The organism is Marinobacter sp. CP1 (assembly GCF_001266795.1).
GTDB lineage: Bacteria > Pseudomonadota > Gammaproteobacteria > Pseudomonadales > Oleiphilaceae > Marinobacter > Marinobacter flavimaris.
Genome location: NZ_CP011929.1, coordinates 2,006,898 through 2,033,217, shown reverse-complemented (window position 1 = coordinate 2,033,217; position 26,320 = coordinate 2,006,898). Strand labels below are relative to the sequence as shown.

General features: G+C 59.6%; 25 protein-coding genes and 1 tRNA gene. 15 read left to right on the top strand and 11 right to left on the bottom strand.

Translation table 11 applies throughout. From position 1 onward, the window contains the following. The first annotated feature begins 32 nt into the window (after positions 1-32). The 5 genes from ACP86_RS09395 to ACP86_RS09375 all read left to right on the top strand — a co-directional run bounded on the left by ACP86_RS09395 (position 33) and on the right by ACP86_RS09375 (position 4,417). Entirely contained in the window at positions 33-278 is a 246-nt protein-coding gene (locus ACP86_RS09395; protein WP_053113440.1) for a hypothetical protein, read from the top strand. Beyond that, a complete protein-coding gene (gene mdoH / locus ACP86_RS09390; protein ID WP_053113439.1) occupies positions 271-1,710 on the top strand; it encodes a glucans biosynthesis glucosyltransferase MdoH in 1,440 nt (479 codons plus the stop codon). Before ACP86_RS09395 ends, mdoH begins: the two co-directional genes overlap by 8 nt. Before the next feature lie 32 nt (positions 1,711-1,742). After that, the gene (locus ACP86_RS23190; protein WP_227507858.1) at positions 1,743-2,225 is read left to right on the top strand and encodes a hypothetical protein; all 483 of its coding nucleotides are present in this window, start codon (positions 1,743-1,745) and stop codon (positions 2,223-2,225) included. Next, positions 2,222-3,772 carry a sulfatase gene (locus tag ACP86_RS09380; protein WP_053113437.1) on the top strand — a complete coding sequence of 517 codons (1,551 nt, stop codon included), beginning with the start codon at positions 2,222-2,224 and terminating at the stop codon, positions 3,770-3,772. Before ACP86_RS23190 ends, ACP86_RS09380 begins: the two co-directional genes overlap by 4 nt. 189 nt (positions 3,773-3,961) lie before the next feature. Next, the gene (locus ACP86_RS09375) at positions 3,962-4,417 is read left to right on the top strand and encodes an Hsp20/alpha crystallin family protein (RefSeq protein WP_014578884.1); all 456 of its coding nucleotides are present in this window, start codon (positions 3,962-3,964) and stop codon (positions 4,415-4,417) included. 41 nt (positions 4,418-4,458) lie between these two features. Here the strand turns inward: ACP86_RS09375 and ACP86_RS09370 are convergent, their stop codons facing one another. The 8 genes from ACP86_RS09370 to ACP86_RS09335 all read right to left on the bottom strand — a co-directional run bounded on the left by ACP86_RS09370 (position 4,459) and on the right by ACP86_RS09335 (position 11,158). Next, on the bottom strand, positions 4,459-4,776 hold the full coding sequence (locus ACP86_RS09370; RefSeq protein WP_014578883.1) for a PA4642 family protein: 318 nt from the start codon (positions 4,774-4,776) through the stop codon (positions 4,459-4,461). Between the two features lie 112 nt (positions 4,777-4,888). Continuing rightward, positions 4,889-5,722, bottom strand: a complete 834-nt coding sequence (locus tag ACP86_RS09365) for a flagellar motor protein MotB (protein ID WP_053113436.1) — start codon at positions 5,720-5,722, stop codon at positions 4,889-4,891. 4 nt (positions 5,723-5,726) lie between these two features. After that, positions 5,727-6,500: a motility protein A gene (locus ACP86_RS09360; RefSeq protein ID WP_053113435.1), complete on the bottom strand. Its 774-nt coding sequence runs from the start codon at positions 6,498-6,500 to the stop codon at positions 5,727-5,729. 55 nt (positions 6,501-6,555) lie between these two features. Continuing rightward, on the bottom strand, positions 6,556-7,383 hold the full coding sequence (gene aroE, locus ACP86_RS09355; RefSeq protein ID WP_053113434.1) for a shikimate dehydrogenase: 828 nt from the start codon (positions 7,381-7,383) through the stop codon (positions 6,556-6,558). Further along, entirely contained in the window at positions 7,376-8,302 is a 927-nt protein-coding gene (hemF, locus tag ACP86_RS09350) for an oxygen-dependent coproporphyrinogen oxidase (RefSeq protein WP_053113433.1), read from the bottom strand. The genes aroE and hemF overlap by 8 nt, the downstream gene beginning before the upstream one ends. Before the next feature lie 8 nt (positions 8,303-8,310). Next, positions 8,311-8,883, bottom strand: a complete 573-nt coding sequence (locus ACP86_RS09345; RefSeq protein ID WP_053113432.1) for an L-threonylcarbamoyladenylate synthase — start codon at positions 8,881-8,883, stop codon at positions 8,311-8,313. A 45-nt stretch (positions 8,884-8,928) separates the two neighbouring features. Next, positions 8,929-10,071 carry a DNA-processing protein DprA gene (gene dprA / locus ACP86_RS09340; RefSeq protein WP_053113431.1) on the bottom strand — a complete coding sequence of 381 codons (1,143 nt, stop codon included), beginning with the start codon at positions 10,069-10,071 and terminating at the stop codon, positions 8,929-8,931. A gap of 70 nt (positions 10,072-10,141) precedes the next feature. Continuing rightward, on the bottom strand, positions 10,142-11,158 hold the full coding sequence (locus tag ACP86_RS09335) for a LysM peptidoglycan-binding domain-containing protein (RefSeq protein ID WP_014578875.1): 1,017 nt from the start codon (positions 11,156-11,158) through the stop codon (positions 10,142-10,144). Positions 11,159-11,576: 418 nt separating this feature from the next. On the opposite strand from ACP86_RS09335, the gene def reads away from it, so the two are divergent. From def to ACP86_RS09295, 8 genes are all read left to right on the top strand, one after another. Continuing rightward, positions 11,577-12,080 carry a peptide deformylase gene (gene def, locus ACP86_RS09330; protein ID WP_053113430.1) on the top strand — a complete coding sequence of 168 codons (504 nt, stop codon included), beginning with the start codon at positions 11,577-11,579 and terminating at the stop codon, positions 12,078-12,080. Positions 12,081-12,173: 93 nt separating this feature from the next. Next, the gene (fmt, locus tag ACP86_RS09325; protein ID WP_053115506.1) at positions 12,174-13,109 is read left to right on the top strand and encodes a methionyl-tRNA formyltransferase; all 936 of its coding nucleotides are present in this window, start codon (positions 12,174-12,176) and stop codon (positions 13,107-13,109) included. Position 13,110: 1 nt separating this feature from the next. Further along, entirely contained in the window at positions 13,111-14,412 is a 1,302-nt protein-coding gene (rsmB, locus tag ACP86_RS09320) for a 16S rRNA (cytosine(967)-C(5))-methyltransferase RsmB (RefSeq protein ID WP_053113429.1), read from the top strand. Continuing rightward, positions 14,409-15,812, top strand: coding sequence for a Trk system potassium transporter TrkA (trkA, locus tag ACP86_RS09315; protein WP_053113428.1), 1,404 nt, complete (start codon positions 14,409-14,411; stop codon positions 15,810-15,812). The genes rsmB and trkA overlap by 4 nt, the downstream gene beginning before the upstream one ends. Positions 15,813-15,917: 105 nt before the next feature. Beyond that, positions 15,918-16,943 (top strand): glycine--tRNA ligase subunit alpha, encoded by a 1,026-nt coding sequence (glyQ, locus tag ACP86_RS09310; RefSeq protein WP_041645858.1) that lies wholly within the window; start codon positions 15,918-15,920, stop codon positions 16,941-16,943. Between the two features lie 2 nt (positions 16,944-16,945). Then, positions 16,946-19,027, top strand: a complete 2,082-nt coding sequence (gene glyS, locus ACP86_RS09305; RefSeq protein ID WP_053113427.1) for a glycine--tRNA ligase subunit beta — start codon at positions 16,946-16,948, stop codon at positions 19,025-19,027. Positions 19,028-19,055: 28 nt separating this feature from the next. Continuing rightward, on the top strand, positions 19,056-19,613 hold the full coding sequence (gmhB, locus tag ACP86_RS09300; RefSeq protein WP_014578870.1) for a D-glycero-beta-D-manno-heptose 1,7-bisphosphate 7-phosphatase: 558 nt from the start codon (positions 19,056-19,058) through the stop codon (positions 19,611-19,613). Positions 19,614-19,648: 35 nt separating this feature from the next. Further along, positions 19,649-19,725, top strand: a tRNA-Pro gene (locus tag ACP86_RS09295). Positions 19,726-19,751: 26 nt separating this feature from the next. Here the strand turns inward: ACP86_RS09295 and ACP86_RS09290 are convergent. After that, positions 19,752-21,116 (bottom strand): OmpP1/FadL family transporter, encoded by a 1,365-nt coding sequence (locus ACP86_RS09290; RefSeq protein WP_075267625.1) that lies wholly within the window; start codon positions 21,114-21,116, stop codon positions 19,752-19,754. Positions 21,117-21,304: 188 nt separating this feature from the next. On the opposite strand from ACP86_RS09290, the gene ACP86_RS09285 reads away from it, so the two are divergent. Next, positions 21,305-23,416, top strand: coding sequence for a 7TM diverse intracellular signaling domain-containing protein (locus ACP86_RS09285; RefSeq protein ID WP_053113425.1), 2,112 nt, complete (start codon positions 21,305-21,307; stop codon positions 23,414-23,416). Positions 23,417-23,488: 72 nt separating this feature from the next. On the opposite strand, the gene istB is transcribed toward ACP86_RS09285, so the two are convergent. Then, positions 23,489-24,244, bottom strand: coding sequence for an IS21-like element helper ATPase IstB (istB, locus tag ACP86_RS09280; protein WP_053113424.1), 756 nt, complete (start codon positions 24,242-24,244; stop codon positions 23,489-23,491). A 14-nt stretch (positions 24,245-24,258) separates the two neighbouring features. Beyond that, entirely contained in the window at positions 24,259-25,803 is a 1,545-nt protein-coding gene (gene istA, locus ACP86_RS09275) for an IS21 family transposase (RefSeq protein ID WP_167352708.1), read from the bottom strand. Positions 25,804-26,014: 211 nt separating this feature from the next. Between istA and ACP86_RS09270 the strand changes: the two genes are divergently transcribed. Continuing rightward, complete coding sequence (locus ACP86_RS09270; protein WP_053113423.1) at positions 26,015-26,317, top strand: response regulator; 303 nt, start codon at positions 26,015-26,017, stop codon at positions 26,315-26,317. Positions 26,318-26,320: the final 3 nt, after the last annotated feature.

The window sequence follows — 26,320 nt, the reverse complement described above, 5'->3', positions numbered from 1 at the left end:
TTTCGGGGTAACCTTACATCCCGGAGACCACTGTGGACACACCAGACCAACCGTTTGATCGAGCACTGCTCTACCTGCGCGCGGCAGGCCACGATACCGGTCCTGAAACCCGGGCGCGGTTGCACAGCCTGCTGCAGGTACACGCCGCTGACAACCCGGCCTTGAGCAACGGGCAGTTGCTGGCGCGGATGCCGGATTGGTTTACCCTGCCCGGGCCATGCCAGGGGCGCCCTCTGCCACCCATTACCCGGGCCAGTATCGGTTACCCTCGTGAATAGCGCCGCGTGCTGGCGCCCGGTCGCGTTCCGGCGACGCCTTCTGCTTATTTTCCTGGTGGCCGCTCAAACCCTGGCCGGCGTCTATTTGTTTGCCCAGACAGTGCCGGAGCAGGCGAATGGCGGAACGACTGCCACGTTGCTGGCCGTCTTCGGGCTCCTCTTTGCGTGGATCGGCGTGGGCTTCTGGACCGCCGTTTTTGGCTTTGTTGCGCTCCGCTTTGGCGGCGACCCCTGGAGCCTGTCCAGCCGCGTTGGGCAGCCTGAGTCCGAAGAAGCAACGCTCGCACCTACCGCCGTCGTGATGCCCGTTTGCAATGAACCGGTGCAGCGCACCCTCGGCGGTCTGAAAGCAATCATCCGCGATCTCGAACGAACGGGACAGCAGGAATCCGTTGATTTCTATGTGCTCTCGGACAGCCGGGACCCGGAAATCTGGCTCGAGGAACAGGCGACCTGCGAACAAATACGCCGGGAGCTCGGCCCTGGCCAGCAATTGTTCTACCGGCGGCGCAACATCAACCTGAACTACAAGAGCGGCAATATCGCGGATTTCCTGCGTCGATGGGGTCGCCGCTACCGCTATGTGGTGGTTCTGGATGCCGACAGCCTGCTCAGTGCCAACTGCATTACCCGGCTGATACAGCTCATGGAAGCCCGGCCCGAGGCGGGGATTATCCAGACCACACCCCGCCTGGCCCGGGCAGAAACCCGCTTTGGCCGGCTGCAGCAGTTCGCCAACCGCTGTTATGGCAGGCTCTACAGTGCCGGACTGGCGGCCATCCAGCTGGGTGAGGCCACCTACTGGGGCCACAACGCGATTATCCGGGTGGCGCCGTTCATGGCCCACTGTGGTCTGCGCAAGCTTCGGGGACCCGGTCTATTCCGGGGGCCGGTACTCAGCCATGATTTTATCGAAGCGGCACTGATGGGACGGGCCGGCTACGAGGTCTGGCTGGAACCTGCCATCGCCGGCAGTTTTGAGGAATCACCGCCGACCCTCGAGGATGACCTGATCCGGGACCGGCGCTGGTGCCGTGGCAACCTCCAGCATCTTTGGTTACTGGCAACCCTGGGGAAGATCCGGCTCGCCCATCGGATGGCCCTGGTAACCGGAATTTTCTCGTACCTGGCCTCTCCGCTCTGGCTGGTTTTCCTGGGCTTGTCAGGCTATGTGGCGCTGGCCGATTCGACGCCGGCTTTGCCGGGCGTGATGGCTACCACGGACACCGGCTCTGGTCCGGGCTTTCTGCTGGTCCTGGTGACCTCGGTGCTGCTGTTCGGCCCCCATCCGGATGTTGATTCACACCTTCCATGTTGGGGGCGCGCTGTCGAATCTCAAAGTCGGCTGGCAGGGACAGAACCGGTCCGGCGGTGCCAAGCCGGGGCTCAGCCTTCGGCAATTTGCCCTCCTGCTGGCTTCCGCCGTCGCTGACACCCTGGGCCCTGCCCGTATTGGCACCGGTATTGTTTTCACCTGCTCTGGCCTGGTGGCTGAGCCGAAAACCGGGCGAAGGGCAGTGGTTGGCGGTGCCCGAAGATTACCGGACAACGACGGTGATTGATCTTGCCGGTCCCGCACCTATGGGTCATCGGACACCGGGCGGCCTGGACTGGTTCGAACAGATGGTTCTGTCTCCCGTTTCCGCCCGGGACCACAGGCGAAGTGCCTCGCCATTAAGGGGCAAGAAAGCGCGGGCCCTGGCGTCTCTGGTGGATCGCTGCGCCACGGAAGGAAAGCAGGGCCTGACTCACCGGGAGCTCAGCCTGATCTGCAACCACCCAGAGGCGTTAGCCGCCCTGCATTGGCGCGTCTGGCATGCCTCCCATGAATCACCCTGGCGGGAAACACTGACTCGTATGGCACAATCGGTTGAGGGAGACTCGCCGATACCGGTGCCCCTGCCCCGTCGGCAGGAACAGATCGCCTGGGTTGAGGTCGCTTCGTGATACTGGTCTGGCTTTTTCTGCTGAACGGGCTGTTCCTGTTTCCATCTCTGGCATTGCCGGGTAACACCCCCTGGCTTTCTCTGGAGGCCCTGATCCTATGGGCCATCATTTGCGGGCTCAGGGATCCCGAGCGGAGATACCGCGTCGCTCGTTCGCTGGCCGTCGCCTACGCGTTTCTGTTCCTGCTTGTTCTGGCAGATGCCCTGGTTCGGGAGAGTCTCGGCCGCGGCCTGAACCTGTATCTTGAAGTTGGCCTGTTGGATGCGGCCTGGAATCTGCTCAACACAAACCTGGGGGCGGCTCTGGCGATTGCAGCCCTCACCGCTCTGCTGGGTTTGCTCGCAGGCGTGGGCTGGCTGTTTCGCCATGGCCTGGAACGGCTGGCGCACCACTCGCCGGCACACTTGGGCAAACCGCTCTGGTTTGTGGCCGGCCTGTTTCTGGCCGGGGCCATCACGCCCTGGATTGGCAGCCCGGCGCTGGCCTTCGTTGCCAATCAGGCCTCCCTGATCACCCACACTCACCAGACAACCCGCAACTTTGCCAACGAATTGAGTGCGCTGCCAGGGCGGGAAGGCCGGGCAACGCCCCTGCCAAGGCTGGCACATACCGATGTCATTCTGGGTTTTATCGAATCCTACGGGGTGTCGACGGTCACGGACGAGCGCTACCGGTCACTCGTCAATCCGGGCCTTGAGGCGCTGGGCCGGTCCCTTGATGCGGCCGGGCTGTCGGTGGTGACTGGCCGGCTGCAATCACCCATCCAGGGTGGCCAGTCCTGGCTTGGTCATCTATCCGTATTGAGTGGCCAGTGGATCCACAACCAGCTTGCCTACGAAACCCTCCTCAGCTCCGGCTACGCCACGCTGATCGATGACTTCCGCAGCACAGGGCACAGCACTGTCGCCGTGATGCCGGCTATCACCCAGGCTTGGCCCGAGGGCCGGCTGTTCCGCTACGACCGGATTTACGATCACGATGATCTGGGTTACCAGGGGCCACCATTCAACTGGGTCACCATGCCCGACCAGTACACCTGGCACCGGTTTCAGGACATTCGCGATGCGAATGAGGGGCCGCTCTTTGCCGAGCTGGCGCTGATCAGCAGCCACGCTCCCTGGGTGCCGATCCTGCCGGTGCTCGATGACTGGCAAAGCATCGGCAACGGTGAAGTGTTCCGGCGCTGGGAGGGTGCTGGCGAGGCGCCGGTTTCGCTGTGGCGCGATCCGGACCGGGTCCGGGAACATTACGGTCAGGCGATTGCCTATGCTCTGGAAGTTGCCGGAGGCTTCGCCGCCCACTATCTGCGCCAGGACGCCCTGATGATCATTCTGGGTGACCATCAGCCGGCGCCATTGATCACCGGCGAGGATGCCAGCCGGGATGTGGTCGTTCATGTCATCAGTGCCAACCCATCGCTGGTGGAACCTTTCCTGTCCGGCGAGCTCCCGGGATTCCAACCCGGTATCTGGCCCGATCCGGAGACGGCAGGCGCCACCATGAGCCGATTCCGCCCGTTTTTACACCGGCATTTCGGGGAACTCTGAAGCCAATTTGACCCTGATCAAAATTCGACCAACCCCACCCTTGAAAACATTTTTGCTGCACCTACATTCGGAATTAGCAGAGGTTCACGGATAGCCATCCGGCAGGCGCCACCGGCATGGAGCAGTTCCGCGATCGAAGCTGATGCTCAACTATTCAGATTCGTTTCGTTTGAAAAGGAGGGATGCTTTATGAGCAATCTTACCCGCTGGAATCCGGTCAATGAGTTCGAAGACCTGATGAACCGCTACAACCGCATGTTTGGCCTGGCCCGCTCAGGCGGCGAGCGCGAAGGTAAAGACGTATTCAGCCGCAGCGACTGGGCGCCGGCCGTAGACATCAAAGAAACTCCTGAGGCCTTCACCATCGAGGCAGAGTTGCCGGGTATGTCCAAGGAAGACGTAAAGGTAACGGTACACGAGGGCGTTCTGAGTATTCAGGGAGAACGCAAGAGTGAAGATGAATCCAAGGACAAGAAGCATCACCGGATCGAACGATTCTACGGGAGCTTCCTTCGCCGCTTCACGCTGCCGGACAACGTTGACGAAAACAGCGTGAAGGCGAACTTCAAGGACGGCATGCTCACACTGACGCTTCAGAAAGCCGAGCCGAAAGAGCCCAAGGCCATTGAAGTCGACGTGCAGTAAACGCCATTGATCTCAAACCAGATGAAGCGGCCGCGCTGGGCTCAGTTGCCCGCCGCGGCCGTTTTCTTGGCGCCGGCGTTCTCCAGCGCCCGGGCATAATCGACACTGCGGCGATGACGGGAAATCAGGTCAAGAATGGTTTCCCCGTCTGGGCCTGCGGCATTCAGATCCCGACCCTCGGCAACAAAAAAGCCGATAAAGCGCTCGAAATCTTCGGCCCGCATGGCCTGATAGGCTTTCAACAGGGCGTTGAAGTCAGGGTTCTCGGCAGCATCCCAGGGCTGGATAGCCAGAAAACTTCTGACCCGCTCATCACTCCATTCTTCGCCAATCACTTTTGGCTTGTCCGGTCCACTCATGGTTACCCTCTCGCTCCGCTGTGCAAGTCAATAAACGGCGGACAGTATAAAGCCCTGAAAGCACGACAGTTATATGGATTACGAATGAGAAGCTTCACGCCGGATATAAGACTCAGGGCATGATTTCGACCGGAAGGTCGCCGGTCGGGACGTCATCGTTGCACTCGGGATTACGAATCGCGATCTCCACCCGACGGTTAAGGGCCCGGTTCTCTGGCGAATCGTTGGGCGCCAGAGGATTGGTCTCGGCACGACCGGCCGCCACCACGCGGTCGGCGGGTACCTGACGGTTCATCACCAGCTCGTGCACGACGGACACGGCTCGGGCCGCCGAAAGATCCCAGTTCGAACGGTAGCGGTCACTGGAGATGGGCCGGTCATCGGTGTAGCCGGACACCAGGACATCACCGGTACAGGCGGACAGCACATTGACCACCCGTTCGATGATCGGAATCATCTCGGGCTTTATAGCGGCCTCACCGGATCGAAAGGTGGCTTCCTCGGAAAAGCGGATCACCACCTGGTTCTGGTCGTAATTGACACTCAGGGCTTCCGACGCGACTTCCGATTCCAGCTCCCGGATCATCCGGCTGGCCAGATCAATCACGCCGCCGGGGATCTGGGTGGGCGCGACACCCTCGGCGCGCTCATCAATAAATTCGGGCTCCCTGGTCTGGGATTCCGTTGGCTCGGGAAGGGATACCGTCTCGGATTCAATCATGGTCAGGGGGGAACCACCGATATCATCGGCCAGGACATTACTGGAGCCAAAAGCGACCGCCATGGAATTGGCCATGGCCCGGTACTTCTCCACGTCCATCTCGGCAAACGACAGCAGGAGTATGAAAAAGGTAAGCAGCAGGGTGGCCAGATCGGCAAATGTGACGATCCAGGCCGGCGTCTGGTTCTGCAAACGCTTCCTGTTTTTCTTCTGGACCAGCTCCAAACCCTCAGGCCTCCCGCTCCGGCGCCAGGCCGGTGCGCTGCTCCGGGTGAACAAACGACGACAGCAGTTCGGTCATTACCCGGGGATTCTCACCGCGCATGATGTTCTTGATGGACGTGATAATCAGCACCTGGTTCCGGGCCTCGTCCTCGGCTTTCAGCTGCAGCTTGTCGGCCAGGGGCAGGGCAACCAGCTGGGCAATAAACGCACCGTACAAGGTGGTAAGCAGGGCGATGGCCATGGCCGGGCCGATGGAGGACGGATCGTCGAGGGTGTTGAGCATCTGCACCAGGCCTACCAGGGTGCCCAGCATGCCAATGGCCGGAGCCGATTCGCCGATGCCCCGGAACACCCGCTCGGCCACTTCGTACCGTTCGGCGGTCTGCTGGGTTTCCTGGGCCAGCGCCTCCTCCACGAGTTCCGGCGGGTGACCGTCGACACACAGATTAATGGCCTTCTGGAGGAACTCGTTGTCAGTCTGGTGGTTTTCCAGGCCCAGAATGCCCTCTTTACGCACCACCATGGCCAGTGATCCCACTTCCCGGATCAATTCCGCCGGCCGCGCCATACGGTCGGTGAATGCAGCCGACATGGCCAGGCGGAAGGCGCTCATGACTGACGCCATTCGGAATTTGATCAGGGTAACGGCGAAGGTTCCGCCCAGCACAATGGCAAGCCCCGGAAGGTTCAGGAACGTCAGGAAGGAGGCATTGGCGAGCATCGCCATGATGACGATCAGAACACCTGCCACAAGCCCCACAAGGGTAAGAATATCCATCGAAAATCCCTACGGAATGTTGACCCTGAGCATAGCCCAATCCGGGGGCCGCGACTCAGTCGTTACGCAATTCCTCAATGACAGGACGTGTGGCGGGGCTGATGCCGCGCCAGATCCGGAACGATTCAGCCGCCTGCTCCACCAGCATACCAAGCCCGTCATGGACGATCTGTGCGCCCTGTTCAAGTGCCCACTGATTGAAGGTGGTGGTCTGCAGAGAATACATCATGTCGTAGACCACCGTTTGCTCTCCGAGTACCTCCGGTGACAGCGGTGGCAGATCGCCCTGGAGGCTGGCACTGGTACCGTTGATGATCACGTCAAAAGGCTCCCGGGGCTGTTCGAATCCGCAGGCAGAAAGCACGGTCTCGCCCGCCACGGGTTTAAACAGGTTAACCAGCGCGTCAGCCTTGGCAACCGTCCGGTTGGCAATGGTAATGGCGGCAGGATGCTCCGCCAGAATCGGCCCCAGAACACCACGAACCGCGCCACCGGCCCCCAGCACCAGGATGCGTGCCTGCCCAAGGACAACTCCGTGGTTGACAACCAGGTCTCGCACAATACCGCACCCGTCAGTGTTGTCAGCGGTGAGCCGGCCCTCGTCATCCAGATACAGGGTATTGGCGGCCCCGGCATTCTGGGCTCGCTCGGTACGACGGTCCGCCAGCTTCCAGGCTTCCTCCTTGAAGGGCACGGTTACGTTCAGGCCCTTGCCACCCCGTTCAAAGAATTGCCTCACCGTGCCGGCAAAATCATCCAGTGGCGCCTGGATGGCGGTGTACTCAACCGGCTCACCGGTCTCGCTGGCAAACAGGCTGTGGATCCTCGGCGATTTGCTGTGGCTGATGGGGTTGCCAACTACCGCGTAGAGATCGTTAGTCATCTTGGGTCTCCAGCCAGTTCCGCCCGGTCAGGAAATAGTCTGTCAGCCGGGCTTCTTCCGAACCGGGCTCGGCGGTCCGGTTGTAGTCCCAGCGCACCAGTGGCGGCAGCGACATCAGTATGGATTCGGTGCGACCGCCGGATTGCAGGCCAAACAGGGTGCCGCGGTCATAGACCAGGTTGAATTCCACGTAGCGCCCCCGGCGGTAGAGCTGGAAATCCCGCTCACGGTCACCAAACGGATGATCCATTCGGCGCCGGACGATCGGCTCGTAGGCGTCTATGTAGCTATCGCCCACCGCTTTCATCAGGCCGAAATCCTGCTCGAAGTCGCCGGTGTTGTGGTCATCAAAAAACAGACCACCAACACCCCGGGGTTCATCCCGGTGTTTCAGATAAAAGTAATCATCGCACCAGTCCTTGAAGCGCTTGTAGGTGCCCTCTCCGAACGGCTCGCAGGCATCGCGGGCTGTCCGGTGCCAGTGCACACAGTCTTCCTCAAAACCGTAGTAAGGCGTGAGGTCGTAGCCGCCGCCAAACCAGTAAACCGGCTCGCTGTTCTGCGGCGTGGCAATAAAAAACCGCACATTGGCGTGGGAGGTCGGCACATAGGGGTTGTTGGGGTGGATCACCAGGGACACACCCATGGCCTGCCAGGGTGCACCGGCCAGATGGGGACGATGAGCGGTGGCCGAAGCTGGCATGGTATCGCCCATGACGTGAGAGAAATTAACACCGCCTTTCTCAAACACCCGGCCTTCGGTGATCACCCGGCTGACGCCACCGCCACCCTCGGGCCGGTCCCAGGCATCCTTGATGAACGATGCGCCATCATCGAGGGCCTCCAGACGTTTGCAGATGGACTCCTGCAGGCCCAGCAGATACTGCTTGACCGCCTGGCTGTCGGGTTGCTTTGCCATAAACGCTCCTAACGAAGTTGCTGACCGCTGACAATATCAATAATACGGCTGGGTTTGCGATTACCGCCCAGTGCTCCCGGAACGATCCAGTCCAACTGATCGCCAAAATACCCGCGCACCTGCCAGATATGGCGGGCGGGCTGTCGCCCGGCCGGATTACAGGACGTGGAGACCAGGGGCATGCCCGTCGCTTCACAGAGCGCCCGCACCACCGGGTGCTCGCTGACCCGAACCGCGATGGAACTGTGCTTTCCGCGCACCCATTCCGGCACCTGTCGCTCCGGGTCTGGCAGCAGACAGGTCACGGGGCCGGGCCAGTGCCGCTCAGCCTCGGCCCGGAGCAGAAGGGGAAGGGGATCCAGCAGGAAGCGGACCTGGTCAAGGGAAGAAGCCACCAGAATCACGCCTTTCTCGACCGGGCGCTGCTTCAGCTCCAGAACCTTCTCCACCGCTTCCTGGTCCCAGGGATCACAACCCAGCCCCCAGACAGCCTCGGTGGGATAGGCAATAACGCCGCCTCCGAGAACCGTGCGGCGAGCGCAGTGCAATTGCCAGTCAGATAGGGGGTGGGAATGGGCCATACTGCTTGTGTCAGACGTTGATCCGGTTAGATGATCACACGGGGTTCAGGCGATTTTCTGAAAGCCTCCCGGTGCCGAGCTGACCAGCCCCTGCAACTCCAGAAGCAACAGGGACTGCATAAGCTGATCGGCAGGAAGGCCGGTTGCTGAACTCAGTGCATCGGTTGACTGTGGATCATACCCTAAAGCCTCAAACACCGCGATTTCACGGCCGTCGAGGCCGGCCAGCGGGCCCTTGCCTCCGGGCTTCGGCTCCGGGGTGGCAGCCGCTTCGTTTGCCAGCGGCGGGGACCACCAGGCACCAAGCTCCTCCAGGATATCCTCCACCGTTTCCACCAGGCGGGCACCCTGTTTGATCAGGTGATGACACCCCCGGGCAACAGGGCTGTGCACCGAGCCGGGAATGGCGAATACTTCCCGCCCCTGCTCCAGCGCCATCCTCGCGGTAATCAGGGAGCCACTGCGCAGGCCCGCCTCGACCACCAGCACGCCACGGCTCAGGCCACTGATAATCCGGTTGCGTTGGGGAAAGTGCGCGGCTCTTGCCGGCGTGCCAGGAGGATACTCGGAAATCATCAATCCGTCGGCAACGACTCGCTCACCCAGGCGGCGATGCTGGTGAGGGTAGACGCGGTCGAGGCCACAGCCAATCACCGCGACGGTGGGATACCCCGCATCCAGTGCCCCCGCATGGGCAGCGCCATCGACCCCGAGCGCCAGACCGCTGGTCACCATCAGATCGCGGGCGCTCAGTTCGGCGGCAAAACGCCGGGCATGATCCAGACCGGCGGGCGTAGCCTTGCGGCTACCGATGATACCGATCTGGTCCCGTGCCAGGAGCTCCGTATCACCTCGGGTGAAGAGCACCAGGGGCGCGTCGTGAATGTGCCGGAGCTGCTCGGGGTAGTGGGTATCTTCCCAGGTCAGAATACCGACGGCATGCTTCTGGCAATCGTGCAGGATGGTCCGCACCTCACGAATCGCCGGATGCGCATCATCCTGCTTTTGCCAGGCCTGGATTGCGGCCATGGCGTCTGCAGTCATGCCCACGGCCCGCAGGGTAGCAGCATTCATGGAAAGCATTTGGGGCAAGTCAGGAAATTCAGTCAGCAGTTCACGCCGACGGGTACGGCCGAGGCCGGGCAGGCAAGTCAGGAACAGCCATTGGGCTGTGGCAGAGGAAAACACGGCATCATCCTTGAAACAGCGAGGCCGGACCTTCCTGGTCCGGCCATTGCGTCTATCGGTAGTCAGTCAATCAGGGGTTGGTAACCTTGTCACCCACCGTCAACACGCGGCTGGCCTGCAGCACCAGACCGTAGCTCATTTTTTCGTAGGCCTGGAACACCATCAACAACCCGGCACGCTCGGAGGGCAGCTCGATGGTTTCTCCGGTCACCGGATCGCGAACCAGGTTGCCGCTTTTCAGTACGGCCATCACGTTGCCAGCTTCCAGACCTTCCCGGGTGCCGCGGTTTATGGCAACCACATCAAACTGACCGATCTGGCTCACACCACCGTCAACCGAGATCATCTGCCCTTCAATATCCTGGTCGGGAGCACTGGGCACGAAGCTGGTGGTCAGACGGCGGTCTTCACTCACCATCAGTCGGTCGCCAATGCGAACTTCTTCGCTGGAGCTGGTCAGGTTTACGGTCAACACATCGCCGTTTTCCCGGGCGACATCACCACGGGCAATACTGCGCGCCTCAAGACCGAGGAACTCGCCAGTATCCGGATCCCGGAACTCCTTGCTGCGACGGAATACACCCACCTTGTCTGCAGGCTTTTCCCCGCGGGCATAGAGCTTGTCGCCGGCACCGGTGATAATCCGGCCGTCTTCACCTTCGAGAACATACGGAGCACCGTTGATCTCTTCCGGGCTGACAATACGGGTGTCCGTCAGGAAACTGCCAATGGCATCAAGCGGGATCGCCGGGATGGGCGTATCGATGGGCTCGGAACGTACCTTGGGCGACAGCTTTACGACATCGTTGCTGGCAACCTTCGTAATACGGGGCTTGCCATCAATATAAACCAGGGCAAGGCGATCACCGGGATAAATCAGGTGAGGGTTGGCGACCTGCGGGTTTACATGCCATATTTCCGGCCAGTACCAGGGGTTGTTCAGAAAACGGGCCGAAATGTCCCAGAGGGTGTCACCCTTAACTACGGTGTAACGCTCGGGATGATCGGACCGCAGCTCCGGTGCAGCATGAGCCCAGGAGGTTATAAGCAGCGTAGTTGCTGCCAGAGCGTACAGCAGTTTCCTCATTGTGTAAGTCCTTGATCGCGTGCCTTGATTCTTTGCATTCTGTTGGGATGCAGTCAGTTACCTGCAGCTTATTACGTTGTTATTCCAGTTACTATAGAAGAAGTCTCGCAAATTGTGATGTTATCTTTTGTTCTTCCAGTAAATTCTATCCCGTCGTTGAAAGATTTTAACTATTAACTGATCAGTTTGTACTCAATCGACGAATTGTTGGATAATAGTCGTATAAAGCTTGAGAACCCCTCCAGCCGTTGAAAGCTGGGGCCTTGCCCCGATAATAGTAGAGGCAAGGTGAAAATTTGCGCAGTACGCTGTCGCATTTCGGAGATCAGTTTCACACTGTTACAAAGAGCAGCAAAGTCAAAAGGCATGCCGGCACAATACCGCGGGCATCCCGACATACAGGCTAAAAGACCGACCTATGATACTAGAGATTCTCGAATACCCGGATCCCCGTCTACGCACCATTGCCAAACCGGTAGAAGAGGTGACAGACGCCGACCGCAAGCTGATCGACGACATGTTTGAGACCATGTACGATGCGCCCGGCATTGGCCTTGCGGCCACCCAGGTGAATGTGCACAAACAGATCATCGTTATGGATCTGTCCGAGGACAAGAGCGAGCCGCGGGTGTTCATCAATCCCGAGGTGGAAGTGTTGGACGGCGAACGGGAAGCCATGCAGGAAGGTTGCCTGTCTGTGCCCGGTTTCTACGAAGACGTTGAGCGGATCGAACACTGCATGATCCGTGCAATGGACCGGGACGGCAAACCGTTTGAACTGGAGGCCAAAGGCCTGCTGGCTGTCTGCATCCAGCATGAGATGGATCACCTGAACGGCAAGCTGTTCGTGGACTATCTCAGCTCGCTCAAGCGCACTCGCATTCGCAAGAAGCTGGAGAAGCTGCACAAGAAGAGCGCCTGATCAGGCTGCAGGCGAGCGTCAAAACCAGACACTATTCCGGACCGGGTCATGACCCGGTCTTTTCGTATACAACGGAACAGAGATCACTACACCGTGCGACTTGTTTTTGCTGGTACACCGGATTTTGCGGCAACCGCGCTCCGCGCCCTTATTGCAGCCGGCCACACCATTGTTGGCGTTTACTCCCAGCCGGATCGTCCCGCCGGCCGTGGCCGGAAGCTGCAGCCCAGCCCGGTCAAGCAGGTGGCGCTGGACCACGGGATCCCGGTCTTCCAGCCCGAAACACTGAAAACGCCCGACGCCCAGAAACAATTGGCCGATCTGAATCCGGACGTGATGATTGTCGCGGCCTACGGTCTGATCCTGCCGAAGGCGATCCTGGACATTCCAACCCACGGCTGCCTGAACATCCACGCCTCGCTGCTGCCGCGCTGGCGCGGCGCCGCACCTATTCAGCGGGCCATAGCGGCAGGCGATGCGGAAACCGGCATCACCATCATGCAGATGGACGAGGGCCTGGATACCGGCGCCATGCTGTTGAAATCCCTGACCACCATCGAGGACAACGACACCGGCGGCAGTCTCCATGACCGCCTGGCTGAACTGGGCGGCCAGGCCATCATCAAGGCCCTGGAGCTTCTTAAGAAGGGCGAACTCACCGGGGAACCCCAGAACGACCAGCTGGCCTGCTACGCCAGCAAACTGAGCAAGACCGAAGGCCATATTGACTGGGCCGCAGATGCCATAGCGATTGAACGGCTGGTTCGCGCCTTTAACCCCTGGCCCGGAACCTACACCGATCTGGGTGACCAACGTATCCGGATTCACGAAGCCCAGGCCCTGGTTACCGCCAGCGACGCTTTCCCCGGCACCGTAGTACAACGGGACCGGGACGGGATCGACATTGCCTGCGGCAACGGCACCCTGCGCATCACCCGTCTCCAGCTGCCGGGCTCCCGCGCCCAAAGCGTGAACGACCTGATCAATGGCGGCAAGGAACTGCTCATGCCCGGCCAGGAGCTGCGCTGAGATGGGCGACCGACAACACCCCATGCGCGCCATCGCCGCGGGTGTGATGCTTTCCGTGGAGAATGGCCAGTCCCTGTCCCAGTGCCTGCCGCCCGCACTGAACCGCCTGCCCGCCAATGAACGCCCGGTTCTCCAGGCGCTCTGTTACGGCACCTGCCGCTGGTTTTACCGCCTGGACGGCGAGCTCAACAGCCGGCTGAAAAAACCTCTGCGCAAGCCCGACCGCATCATTCATCACCTGATGCTGGTTGCCCTGTTCCAGTTGCGCTTCAGCCAACAGGCCAATTACGCCGTTCTCAATGAAACCGTTGAAGCCTGTCGCGCCCTGGACAAACCCCATCTGACCGGGCTGGTGAATGGTGTCCTCAGGGCCGCGGAGCGGGAAGGCGCACAAGAACCGGCAGACGATGCCGCCAGGTTCAGCCACCCGGTGTGGATGGTGGAAAAGCTCCGCCACAACTGGCCGGAAGACTGGCAGCACATTCTCGACGCCAACAATGCCCAGGCCCCCATGACCCTGCGGGTAAATGCCCTCCGTTTTGCCCGGGATGAGTATCTTGGCCTGCTGGCTGAGGCCGGCATCGAAGCAAAGGCAACGCGCTTCGCACCCCACGGCATTCAACTGGCCACTCCGGTTCCTGTCGACCGGCTGCCCTGGTTCGCCGATGGCGCTGTCAGCGTGCAGGATGAGGCCGCGCAATTGTGCACCACCCTGATGGACCTGGCGCCTGGCCAGAGGGTTCTCGATGCCTGTGCCGCTCCCGGCGGCAAAACCTGCGCGATTCTGGAGAGCTGTGGCGAGCTGGCAGAAGTGGTCGCCATCGACGAATCCGCTGATCGCCTGCCCAGGGTTCAGGAGAATCTGGACCGACTTGATCTCAACGCCACCCTGAAACAGGCGGATGCGGCTGCGACCGAACAATGGTGGGACGGCGAGGCATTCGATCGCATTCTTCTGGACGTGCCCTGCAGCGCCAGCGGCGTGATTCGCCGCCACCCTGATATCAAGTTATTGCGCCGTGAATCGGACATTACCCCCCTGGCGGCCATACAGCTCGGGTTGCTGGACGCAATGTGGGCTATCCTGAAACCCGGAGGCCGGCTGGTGTATGCCACCTGCTCGGTGTTCCCGCAGGAAAACCACCGTATAATTCAGCGGTTTTGCAAGCAGCAGACCGATGCCATTCTCGTTGAGCCGGAAGCTCAATGGGGACGCGATATGGGTGCGGGGCGGCAACTGCTCCCGGATCCGGACAGCCATGACGGCTTCTTCTACGCCGTGCTGGAGAAACCCGAACCATGAAAATCCTGATTCTCGGTGCCGGCCAGGTCGGCGGTACCCTTGCCGAAAACCTAGCCAACGAAGCCAACGACATCACCATTATCGACAGCGATGGTGCCCGATTGCGCGAATTGCAGGACCGGCTCGACATCCGCACCGTTCAGGGCGCGGCGTCCTATCCCACGGCACTGCGACAGGCCGGGGCCGAAGACGCCGACATGCTGATTGCCGTCACCAACAGTGACGAGACAAATATGGTCGCCTGCCAGGTGGCCAAACTGCTGTACAAGACCCCGACCACCATATGCCGGGTACGAGCCAACGCCTATCTGGCGAAATCCGAACTTTTCTACCAGCGCGACCAGACCAAGGACCTCGACAGCCTGCGGGGTTTTCCCATTGATGTTCTGATCAGCCCCGAACACCTGGTGACCAAACACATCACCCGGTTGATCGAGAACCCCGGCGCCCTCCAGGTACTGGAGTTTTCCAAGGGCCTGACCCGCCTTGTGGCCATCCGTGCCACCAAGGGTGGCCCGCTGGTGGGCCATGAGCTGTCTTACCTGCGCACCCACATGCCCAAGATCGATACCCGGGTGGCGGCCATCTTCCGCAAAGACCGGGCGATCATGCCCGAGGGCAACACGGTGATTGAAGACGGGGACGAGGTGTTCTTCATTGCCGCCGGTGACCACATCAAGTCGGTGATGAGCGAACTCCAACCCCTGGTCAAACCCTACAAGCGCATCTTCATCTGCGGGGGCGGCAATATCGGTCAGCGGCTTGCCCATACCCTCGAGAACCGGTACCAGGTCAAACTGCTGGAGCGGGACCACGAGCGCTGTGTCATGCTCTCGGAAAACCTGCGGAAAACCGTGGTGCTGGAGGGGAACGCCGCCAACAAGGACATCCTCCTGGAAGAAAACATCGAGAATACCGATGTGTTCTGTGCGGTAACCAACGACGATGAAGCCAACATCATGGCGTCACTGCTGGCCAAGCGCCTGGGCGCCCGCAAGGTCCTGACCCTGATCAACAATCCGGACTACGTGGACCTGATTCAGGGCGGCGACATCGACGTGGCCATCTCACCCCAGCAGACCACAATTGGCAGCCTTCTGACCCACGTTCGCCGGGGTGATGTTGTGAACGTTCACTCACTTCGCAGGGGCGCGGCAGAGGCAATTGAAGCGATTGCCCACGGGGATCACCGGTCTTCGAAAGTGGTCGGTAAACGGCTTGATGAAATCAACCTGCCAGAAGGCACCACCATCGGCGCCATCGTGCGCCGCAACGAAGTCCTGATCGCCCACGATCATCTCCGGATCCAGCCGGACGACCACGTTATCCTGTTCCTGGTGGACAAAACCCGCATCCGGGATGTGGAAAAACTGTTCCAGGTGGGTCTTACCTTCTTCTGACTTAGAAATACACAGCCAGCACGCGTATAATGCGCCTTTCTTTTTTCGGAGCGCCCCGAAGGACAACCGGGGCGCCACACACAGACTGATCAGCAGGCAACCGTCGTGACAGACAAGGCAACGAAACAGACAACTCCGGATATCGGGACCTTCCAGGGCCTTATCCTGGCTCTGCAGAATTTCTGGGCGCAGCATGGCTGCGTGGTCCTCCAGCCACTGGACATGGAAGTAGGTGCCGGCACGTTCCACCCGGCCACCTTCCTGCGTGCCATCGGGCCGGAAACCTGGAACGCCGCCTACGTTCAGCCCAGCCGCCGTCCCACCGACGGCCGTTACGGTGAGAACCCAAACCGCCTGCAGCATTACTACCAGTTCCAGGTGGTTCTGAAGCCGTCACCGGACAATATTCAGGAACTGTATCTGGATTCCCTGCGTGCACTGGGCCTTGATCCGCTGGTGCACGATATCCGGTTTGTAGAGGACAACTGGGAGTCCCCGACATTGGGTGCCTGGGGCCTGGGTTGGGAAATCTGGCTGAATGGCATGGAAGTGACCCAGTTTACCTACTTCCAGCAAGTCGGTGGCCTGGAGTGCTTCCCGGTGACCGGCGAGCTCACCTACGGTCTTGAGCGGATCGCCATGTACCTGCAGGGCGTCGACAGCGTGTACGACCTGGTCTGGACCGAAGGTCCGGACGGTGTGGTCACCTACGGTGACGTGTTCCACCAGCAGGAAGTGGAGATGTCCACCTACAACTTCGAGCACGCTGACACCGAGTTCCTGTTTCATAGCTTTGATGTTCACGAGCGGGAGAGCGCAAGGCTGATCGAAGCCGGCCTGGCCCTGCCAGCCTATGAACAGGTTCTCAAGGCCTCCCATACTTTTAACCTGCTGGACGCCCGCCATGCCATCTCGGTTACCGAGCGTCAGCGCTTCATCCTGAGGGTTCGCACCCTGGCTCGTGCCGTAGCCCAGGCGTACTTCGACAGCCGTCGCTCGCTTGGCTTCCCGCTCGCCCCCGAGGCGTTGCGCAAGGAAGTCCTTGCCGCCGCTGAGGCCGCCGACGACAAGGCGAAAAGCAAGAAGGGCAAGAAAGCGAAGAAGGCACAGCAGGAACAGGGGAACGCATAACCATGGCAACACAGGATTTTCTGGTCGAACTGGGCACCGAAGAGCTGCCCCCCAAGGCCCTCAAGCCGCTGTCTGACGCCTTCACCCAGGGCATTGCCCGGGGCCTGGAAGAAGCGGGCATCGAATTCGGCAAAGTTGAAGCCTTTGCCGCTCCGCGCCGTCTGGCCGTGCGCATCCGGGATCTGGCTGACTCCCAGCCGGACAAGTCGGTTGAAAAACGTGGCCCTGCCGTCAAGGCGGCCTTTGATGATGCCGGCAATCCGACCCGCGCGCTGACCGGCTTTGCCACCTCTCTGGGCGTGACCCCGGACCAGCTCGACACCCTGGAAACCGACAAGGGTGCCTGGGTGGTCTACCGCACAGTCGAACAGGGCAAGCCCACCGTAGAGCTGATGCCGGAACTGGTGGAGCAATCACTGGCCGGCCTGCCGATTCCCAAGCGCATGCGCTGGGGTGCCCACCGTACCGAGTTCGTGCGTCCGGTCCACTGGGTAGTAATGCTGTTCGGCAACAAGGTGATTGAGGCGCCCATCATGGGCCTGACTCCGGGCAACAAGACCCGCGGTCACCGCTTCCATTGCCCGAAATCCCTGATCGTACCTACGCCGAGTGATTACGAAGTCGTCCTCAAGCAGGAAGGCTATGTGATTGCCGATTTCGCCGAGCGCCGGGAACAGATCCGTGCCGGCGTCACCGAGCTGGCCGAGAAGGAAGCCGGTGGCAAGGCCGTCATCGATGAGGACCTGCTGGACGAAGTCACCGCGCTCAACGAGTGGCCAGTGCCGTTGATGGGCCGATTCGAGGAACGGTTCCTTGAGGTTCCAGCGGAGGCCCTGATTTCCTCTATGAAGGAACACCAGAAGTACTTCCACGTGGTGGCCGCCGACGGGGAAATGCTGCCGCTGTTCATCACCGTGGCAAACATCGAAAGCAAGGACCCGTCACAGGTTGTTTCCGGTAACGAGAAAGTGATCCGGCCCCGGCTCTCCGATGCCGCGTTCTTCTACGAGACCGACCGGAAGACCAAACTCGAGGATCGCATCGACGCCCTCAAGCCCATCGTGTTCCAGGAAAAACTGGGCAGTATCTACGACAAGTCTGTGCGCGTTGCCGCACTGGCCAAGAAAATCGCCGACGCCATCGGCAGTGATCCGGCCCTCGCCGAGCGCGCCGCCATGCTGGCGAAGACCGACCTGGTCACCGAAATGGTCCTGGAGTTCACCGACCTGCAGGGCATCATGGGCCAATACTACGCCGCCAATGACGGCGAACCGGAAGACGTGGCCAAGGCACTGAACGAACAGTACATGCCCCGTTTCGCTGGCGACGATTTGCCAACAACCCTGACCGGCTGTGCCATTGCCATCGCGGACCGTCTGGACTCCCTGGTGGGCCTGTTCGGCATCAACCAGCCGCCATCCGGCACACGGGACCCGTTCGCCCTGCGCCGGGCCTCCCTCGGGGTGCTGCGCATTATCATCGAGCGCGAACTGCCGCTGGACCTGCAAACCTGCTGCGAGTGGGCCGAAGAGAACTTCACCGTGCTGACCGAGCAGAACACCGCCAGCACCGTGGTGGACTATATGCTGGAGCGCTTCCGTGCCCACTACGACGAACAGGGCATTGGCGCCGAGGTCTACCTGGCCGTTCACGCCCGCCGTCCGACCCGCCCGCTGGATTTCGACCGCCGGGTAAAAGCGGTAGAAGCCTTCCGGCAGCTGCCCGAAGCGCAGGCCCTGGCCGGCGCCAACAAGCGGGTTTCGAACATCCTGACCAAACAGGGTGGCGACAGCATCGGTGAAACGGTCAACGCCAGCCTGCTGCAGGACAGCGCCGAAAAGGCCCTCGCCGAGCAGGTCGACCAACAGGCCGCGAAGGTTCTGCCGCTGTTCGAGAACGGCGACTACGCCAGTGCCCTGAGTTCACTGGCCAGCCTGCGGGCACCGGTGGACAACTTCTTTGATGAAGTGATGGTCATGGCCGACGACGAGGCGGTAAGGAACAACCGGCTGGCGCTGCTGAACCGCCTGCGCAACCTGTTCCTGCGCGTTGCGGATATCTCCCTGCTGCCCACAGCAGGCTGAGGCCGGACCAAGGGGCACGCGCACAGCGATGTTGATCATTCTCGACCGGGACGGGGTCATCAACGAATACGATGGCAATTACATCTGCTCGGCAGATGAATGGCACCCCATTCCCGGCAGCGTTGAAGCGGTGGCCCGGCTCTGTATTGCCGGCCATCGCATTGCCATCGCCACCAACCAGTCAGGCATCGGCCGCGGCTACTACGACACCGATGAGCTGGATGCCATGCATGAGAAGCTCGAGCAGCTGGTGGAAGCCCAGGGTGGCTGCATCGACTTCATTGCCTACTGCCCCCACCACCCCGACGACCAGTGCTGCTGCCGCAAGCCACTGACCGGTCTGCTGGAGCAGATCCGCGAGCATTTTCATCTCGCCAGCCTTGAAGGGGTCATCATGGTGGGAGACAGCCGCAAGGACCTGGAGGCCGGCCACGCTGAAGGGTGTCGTCCGGTCCTCGTGCGAACCGGTAACGGACTGGACACCGAACGCCACCTGGACGCCAGACCCATACCCGGCGCCGATGTCAGTATCTATGATAATCTCAGCAAATTTACGGACGCCCTTTTATCCGCCGAGGGCTGGTAAAACCGAAGCGAATCCGTATAATACCGGCCGTTGATCGGCGTGTGGCGCAGCTTGGTAGCGCACTTCGTTCGGGACGAAGGGGTCGCAGGTTCGAATCCTGCCACGCCGACCATTTTCCCGCTTTGATTCCTTCCCGTGTTAAAACTCCCTGCTTAACTGCAAGCCAGCTGTCCACGGCACCACGTCGTACTCGCTTTTGAATGAAGTCTGCCCCTGCAAAGGATCCGTCGCCTTATAATCGATGGAAATATCGCCCTCATAAAAGACTCGTGCGACAAACATGTCTACCGTCCAGTCGCCTGCCAAATCGCGAATCTGTGCACCCAGAGAAACCTGATGGTAATCATCGAACGGTGTCAGCGGCGAACGCGTCTCGATGGTGACGGGAGATTCGTCAAACAAATAGCCTGCCTTCAGTGACCATGTTGGTGCGACCTGCCAGATTGCGCCAACCCGCCACTGCCAAGTGTCTTTCCAACTCTGAACCTGCTCCTCGGACGGCTGCTCGGCAGGGAAAGCCGCCGGCGTCTTCTCGCGGGATACGACCGACAGCGCCGAAGCATCACTCCATTTCGCCCAAGTTGCTCCGGCAAGCAGTTCAAGTGTGTCACTCCATTGGTGAGCAAGACCGACACTCAGGCTTTGAGGAATCGTGATCGGGACTTCTATCTGCTCAGAGACAGTTGTTTGAGTCAGACCACTGGCTGACAGGGTGGGGAAGTTGTTGATGGTGCCGGTACCCTTCAGATTGAATTCGGTGCCCGTGCGGGCAGCGAGTCCAAGCGACGTTTCAGGAGTCGCCTGCCAGAGCAGGCCGACAGTGAACTCCAATGCAACATCATCTCCCTCCAATGTCGCGTAGCCATCGTTCAGAGTGCCGCGAGGTAGAGAGAAACGCGCCTCAATTCCACTGAAATCGACGGGGTTGCGCTGTTCGGCATCGGCATAGAGTACATTGATGCCGCCGCCCAATGAGAAACCTTCTCCGCTGTCCACAGCGAAAGAAGGACTCACGCCATAGGACACCAGTTCAATCTCATCACCAATGAACCGTCCGGCAAAGGCATCCCCATAATCGAAGCCCAGACCATAGGGGACGTAAACCCCCAGCCCTATATCCAGCCAGTCGTTCACTTCATGGGTAAGGTAAGCATTGGGCACCGCAAAGGTCTCAACGTGATCGCCACCGCCATCGCCGACAACCGGATCGCCATTAGCTCGGGTCGCCGATGTTTCAGAGTCCCTGCCCACCGCATCGATCTCAAACAGAATTGCTCCGAATGACAAATTGGTACCGGATAGCCGGCTCATTCCAGCGGGGTTAAAAAAAATCGTGGAGGCATTTTCCGGGTTGGCAACACTGCCGGCATTGCTGACGCCGGAGGTACTGGCACTTTGATCACTATTGGAGAGACCGCCAGCGAAAGCTGTCAAGGGGGTTAAAACGGCCAATGCAAGAACTGCGCGAGATTCCTTTACAAAACCTGACCTTGAGCTATACATACAGCATCCTTCTGAGTAGGCTCCGAAGTATAGATTTTGGCGACACACCTATCAAATCAAAGAAGACAAAACGCTGATTACGTGACAATCAGTAGAGTGAATGTTGCTTTCTAAGCACCAATCGTTCGGGGATCCGATAGCAAAACCTGTAGGTGTTCTGTGTGGGCCTGTAGATCAAGGAATTTTGAATGGCTGACGTTGATCGGAGAGGGACCTCTCTCCTGGTATTGATTTTTTCATCCCTTTTATCGCTGTCTTTTTGCGCAACAGCCGCAGAGCAACAGGGATATGCCAGAAATCTAACCCAGACGATGGAGGTCTTCGAAGGAGTTTGGGAGCAGGAAACACCGCCCCCGGAAAATCATGCGGCCTGGTCTCCTATAAATCACGATGTGTTTACCAGTGAGCCTCGTGAGCCATTCGTATGGATAAGGGGCAAGGTAGATTCAGCTGAAACAGTTGAACAACGCTGGCTTCTATTAAGTCCTCTTGCTTCAAGGGCCCAGGTATTTATCAATGGCTCCCCAATTTCCCAGGCTCCCAAATTTTTTCTCGAACCGCCGCAACAGAAAACTATTCCATTTCATCACCTGATCTTCGAGCTACCCAAGATCTCATCGGTTTCGGATATTCACATTCGATTCGAGGCGGACTTTCCGATAAGTACGCCCGTAAAAGTTCTGGATCAAACCGCCTTGTTCAGCGAGGCGGTCTTCCATACCGCACTGAGCGTTAGTTTAGCGTCAGTTATTTTTGCGCTCACGGTTTATAACCTTTTCCTCTTCTTCAGTATCAGAGATCCGATCTATCTACTCTACGTGGTAGTGGCAGTAGGTGTTTTGGTCTACTCGTTGAGCCTAACAAACCTGCAGGCCTATCTGGGGATAAATGAGGAACACTTTAATTGGTTGAAAGCCCTTCTGATCCTAATGCCCCTTCTTACTATCCAGTTCGTTTCAAGAATCCTTCAGCTGGGGAAGCTCGCTCCATGGGTTAACCAGATGTACCGGTTGCTATCGCTTATTTATCTGGGTCTCCTGATTGCAACGCCCTTTTTGTCATTCAAGACAGTTGCCTTCCTTGGAGCAACTATCGGGATGGCCGCTTACCTTTCATTCATTCCTTTTGCCTTCATTCAGGCAAGGAAAAAATACCAACCCGCTCTGTATTTTCTGATTGGCTGGATTCCCTTAATCATCGCTCAAAATGTAACGGCTTTGGATTCTCTGGGTATTATTGAAGGTAGCCAATGGGTGATGTACTACATCCCCGGAGCCATGTCCTGGGAAATGGCTCTGTTTTCACTAGCCCTGGCATCCCGCATAAAAATCCTCCGCGACGAACGGGACACTCTGCAGGCCCAGCAGATCGAAGTCAGTGAAAAAGCCCGTAAGGCTCTTGAACGCAGCAACCGTATCAAGGATGACTTCCTGAACGCCGTAAGCCATGAACTGCGCACACCTCTGCACACCATCCAGGGCCAGCTGGATATGCTTCGGGAGGCACCGCTGAACCGGGAGCAGAACGATGCGTTCCGTCTCATCGAGCACGCCAACCTGCGGATGACCCGACAGGTCGGCGGCATTCTGGATTTCGTTGATGCCCAGGACGAGAACCTGCTCAGCTCGCCCCAGGTGTTCGAGCCTCAGTCCCTGTTCGACCTGCTCGAATACGAGTTCCGGGAAGCCGCAAGGGCCAAACCGGTTTCCCTCGCCTTCGGCATCGAAGACTCAGTACCTGGGAAGGTCTTCATGGATGGTTTGATGCTTGAAAAAGTCCTGTACCAGCTCATCGATAATGCCGTGAAGTTCACACCTGCAGGGGGCGAGGTGCTGGTTCGAGGGAGCAGACTGACAGACGATTCCGTTTTGCGGATTCTGGTATCAGACACTGGGCCTGGTATCCCGGATGCACAGAGGGAGAAAGTATTCCAGGCCTTCAGCCAGGGAGAAGCTGGCCTCACTCGGCGTTACGGCGGTGTGGGTCTGGGGTTACCCCTTGCCAGTTCTCTGGCCAATGCCCTTGGCGGCCAGATGAGAGTTCTTGAAACATCGGATCACGGCACAACGCTGGAAGTCACAGTACCCTACGGCGATGTTCACCAGTCAGAGCACCACGATCCTGACCAGTTGAGCCTTGGCGACGTGATTCAGGTGCCCAGGGTTCTCGTAGTGGAAGACGACGCCGGTAACCGGATGATTCTTCGTAAACAGCTTGAGAAAATAGGGGTGATTTCAGAGGGGGTCCAAAACGGCCTGGAAGCTGTACGAGCCGCCATGTGCGTATTCCGGCGAACGTGACCGGTCATTCCGGGGATCGTGACCGATTTGCACACGGCCATCACGCTGGAGTGAGTTTTGTACTCTGAGCGGTCACGATGGGTCAACCGATTCCGGTTTTTGTGTTTTCGCTTTTCGCAGTGATTCCCCCTTCAGATTGAGTCGGTGAGCGCCGTGTAGGAGCCGATCCAGGATGGCGTCGGCGAGCGTGGCGGAGCCGATGTAGTCGTGCCAGTGTTCGGTTGGTAACTGGCTCGCGATGAGCGTTGAGCCTCGCCCGTGCCGGTCTTCGATTACTTCCATCAGGTCTTGCCGTTGTTGTGCCGTCACCTTCTGCATGCCCCAGTCGTCCAGGATCAGCAGGTCGGTCTTCAGCAACTGGTTCATCAGCCGTGCGTAGCTGCCATCGCCGTGGGCGATGCGCACCTGCTCGAACAGGCGCGGCACGCGCAAGTAGCGAACCGAGAGCCCTTGCCGGCAGGCCTGGTTGCCCAGGGCGCAGGCCAGCCAGGTCTTGCCGCAACCGGTCGGGCCGGTGATGCACAGGTTCAGGGATTGGCGGATCCAGTCACAGCTTGCCAGCCCCGCCATGCGGGAGCGCTCCAGCCCCCGTGGATGGCGGTAATCGACGTCTTCCACGCAGGCCGGGACCCGCAACCGGGCAGCCTTCAGCAGCCGATCCAGACGGCGATTTTCACGATGTAGCACTTCCCGGTCGATCAGCAAGGCCAGGCGTTCCTCGAACGCCAGGTCGTGGGTGTCGGGCTGTGCCCGCTGCTGTTCCAGGGCATCGCACATGCCGGTCAGTTTGAGTTGGCGCAGGGTGTCGAGGGTGTTTTGAGTCAACATCAGTTTCTCCGGGATCAGTGGTAGTAGCGGGGGCCGCGAACGTTGGTGTGTACTGGCAGCTCAGTCAGTTCCGACTCCTCCTCGGCCAGGGGTAACGGGAGCTGATCCAGCCCCTGCTTCAGGATCGAGCTGATGCTCTGGTAGCTGGCCGAGTTGATGGCCAGTGCTCGGCTACAGGCCTGCTCCAACCGGTCACGGCTGTAACGTCGACTCAGGTTCAATAGCCCCAGGCATGATCGGTAACCATGCTCCGGATGAGTGCGATCCTTAAGCTGTCGCTGTACCACGTCGAGCGTGGCGGGACCGATGTCAGTGGCCCAGTTCAGGAACCGCCCGGGCGACCAGTTCTGATGGGCCTGATGGGACTTAGGCATGTGCTCGGTCAGGGTGACGAAGCGGCCCTTGCCATGCCGAGGGTGCAGGGCCACCCGCTGGCCTTTGTGCATGACCTCAACGGACGTATCGGTAACCCGAACATCTAGCTTCACCCCCACCAGGGCGTGAGGCACGCTGTACAGGCGTTTATCGATCTCGATGTGGTAGTCGATGCCTGGCCGTGCCTTGCGCCACTCGGCGTAGACATAGGGCGTTGCCGGCAGTGGCTTCAGCGCGGGTCGGTCCAGCGTTTCGAACAGGCTCTGGCGGCTTTCGGATCGCCCCTGGAACGGGCGCTGGTTCAGTGCTGGTAGCAGGTCTGCAATCGCCGAGTTCAGTTCGGCCAGTGAGAAGAACGTTCGGTGCCGCAACCGGGCCAGGATCCAGCGTTCAACCAGCAGCACTGCGGCTTCGGCCTTTGCCTTGTCTTTGGGCTTGTAGGGTCGTGCCGGTAATACCGCCGTCTGGTAATGGGTCGCCAGTTCCGCGTAGGTCTCGTTGATCTTCGGGGTGTATCGGTCCGCTTTGGTGACCGCTGCCTTCAGGTTGTCGGGCACCAACAGCTCAGCTACCCCACCGTAGAACGCCAGCATCCGCTGGTGGGAGGCGATCCAGTCCGGCAGGCTCTGGCTCCAGGTGGCCTCGGCGAAGGTATAGCTGGACGCGCCCAGCACGGCCACAAAGACCTGAGCCTTGCGCATCTCGCCAGTGCTGCGGTCCACCACCGGCACGGTGGGACCACAGTAGTCGATAAAGATCTTCTCACCGGCCCGGTGGACCTGGCGCATGCTGCGCCGCTGCCGGCCGCGCCAGAGCCGGTAATGATGGCAGAATTGGCTGTACCGGCGGGCCTTATCGCCATGGCGTTCCACGTACTCGGCCCACAGCAGTTGCAGGGTCACGCCCTTGGTCTTGAGTTCCTGATGGACCTGGAAGTAGTCGGGTTCAGCAAATCGAGATGGGGGTGTCTTGGCCGGGAACAGCAGGGCCTCTAACCGTACTTCATCCGTGCCTTCCGGCAACGGCCAGGTGATGCCCTGCGCAGTGGCCAGGCTGACATACTTGCCGACCACGCCCTTGGAGAGCCCGCAGGCACGGGCAATGCGCTCATGGCTCAGGCCCGCTTCGTACTTGAGGCGCAAGACCTCGATGATCTGTCGCATGGAAATCCTCGCTGCCGGCATCCGCCCTTCCTCGTGATGAAAAAGAAACGGGTATGCCGGATAAAGTTGAAGAATTCCAGCGTGTTGGCAGTGATTCCGGCATCGTGACCGGCGATTCCGGAAAAACGCCCGAAATCGGTCACGATAAAACGGAATGAGCGGTCACGATCGCCCGGAACAGGCGGTCACGTTCAAACGGAATGGGTGGTCACGATGGGCCGGAATATGCACCATGAACGAACCGTGGGATATGATTATCATGGATTGCCAGATGCCAGTCATGGACGGCATTGAGGCCACGCGTGAGATCCGACTGAAAGCCGCCGCCAACCTGGACACACCCATTATCGCGGTTACCGCCAACGCCAGTGAAAGCTATCGACTCCAGTGTCTTGAGGCTGGCATGGATGACTACTGCACCAAGCCGCTGCGAATGGAAAAGCTGCAACGACTTGTTACTCACTATGCAGAACACCGTGTCGTCACAAGAGTACGTGAGCAACGAGGACTCAAGGATTCGCTGATAGATTCGTGAGAG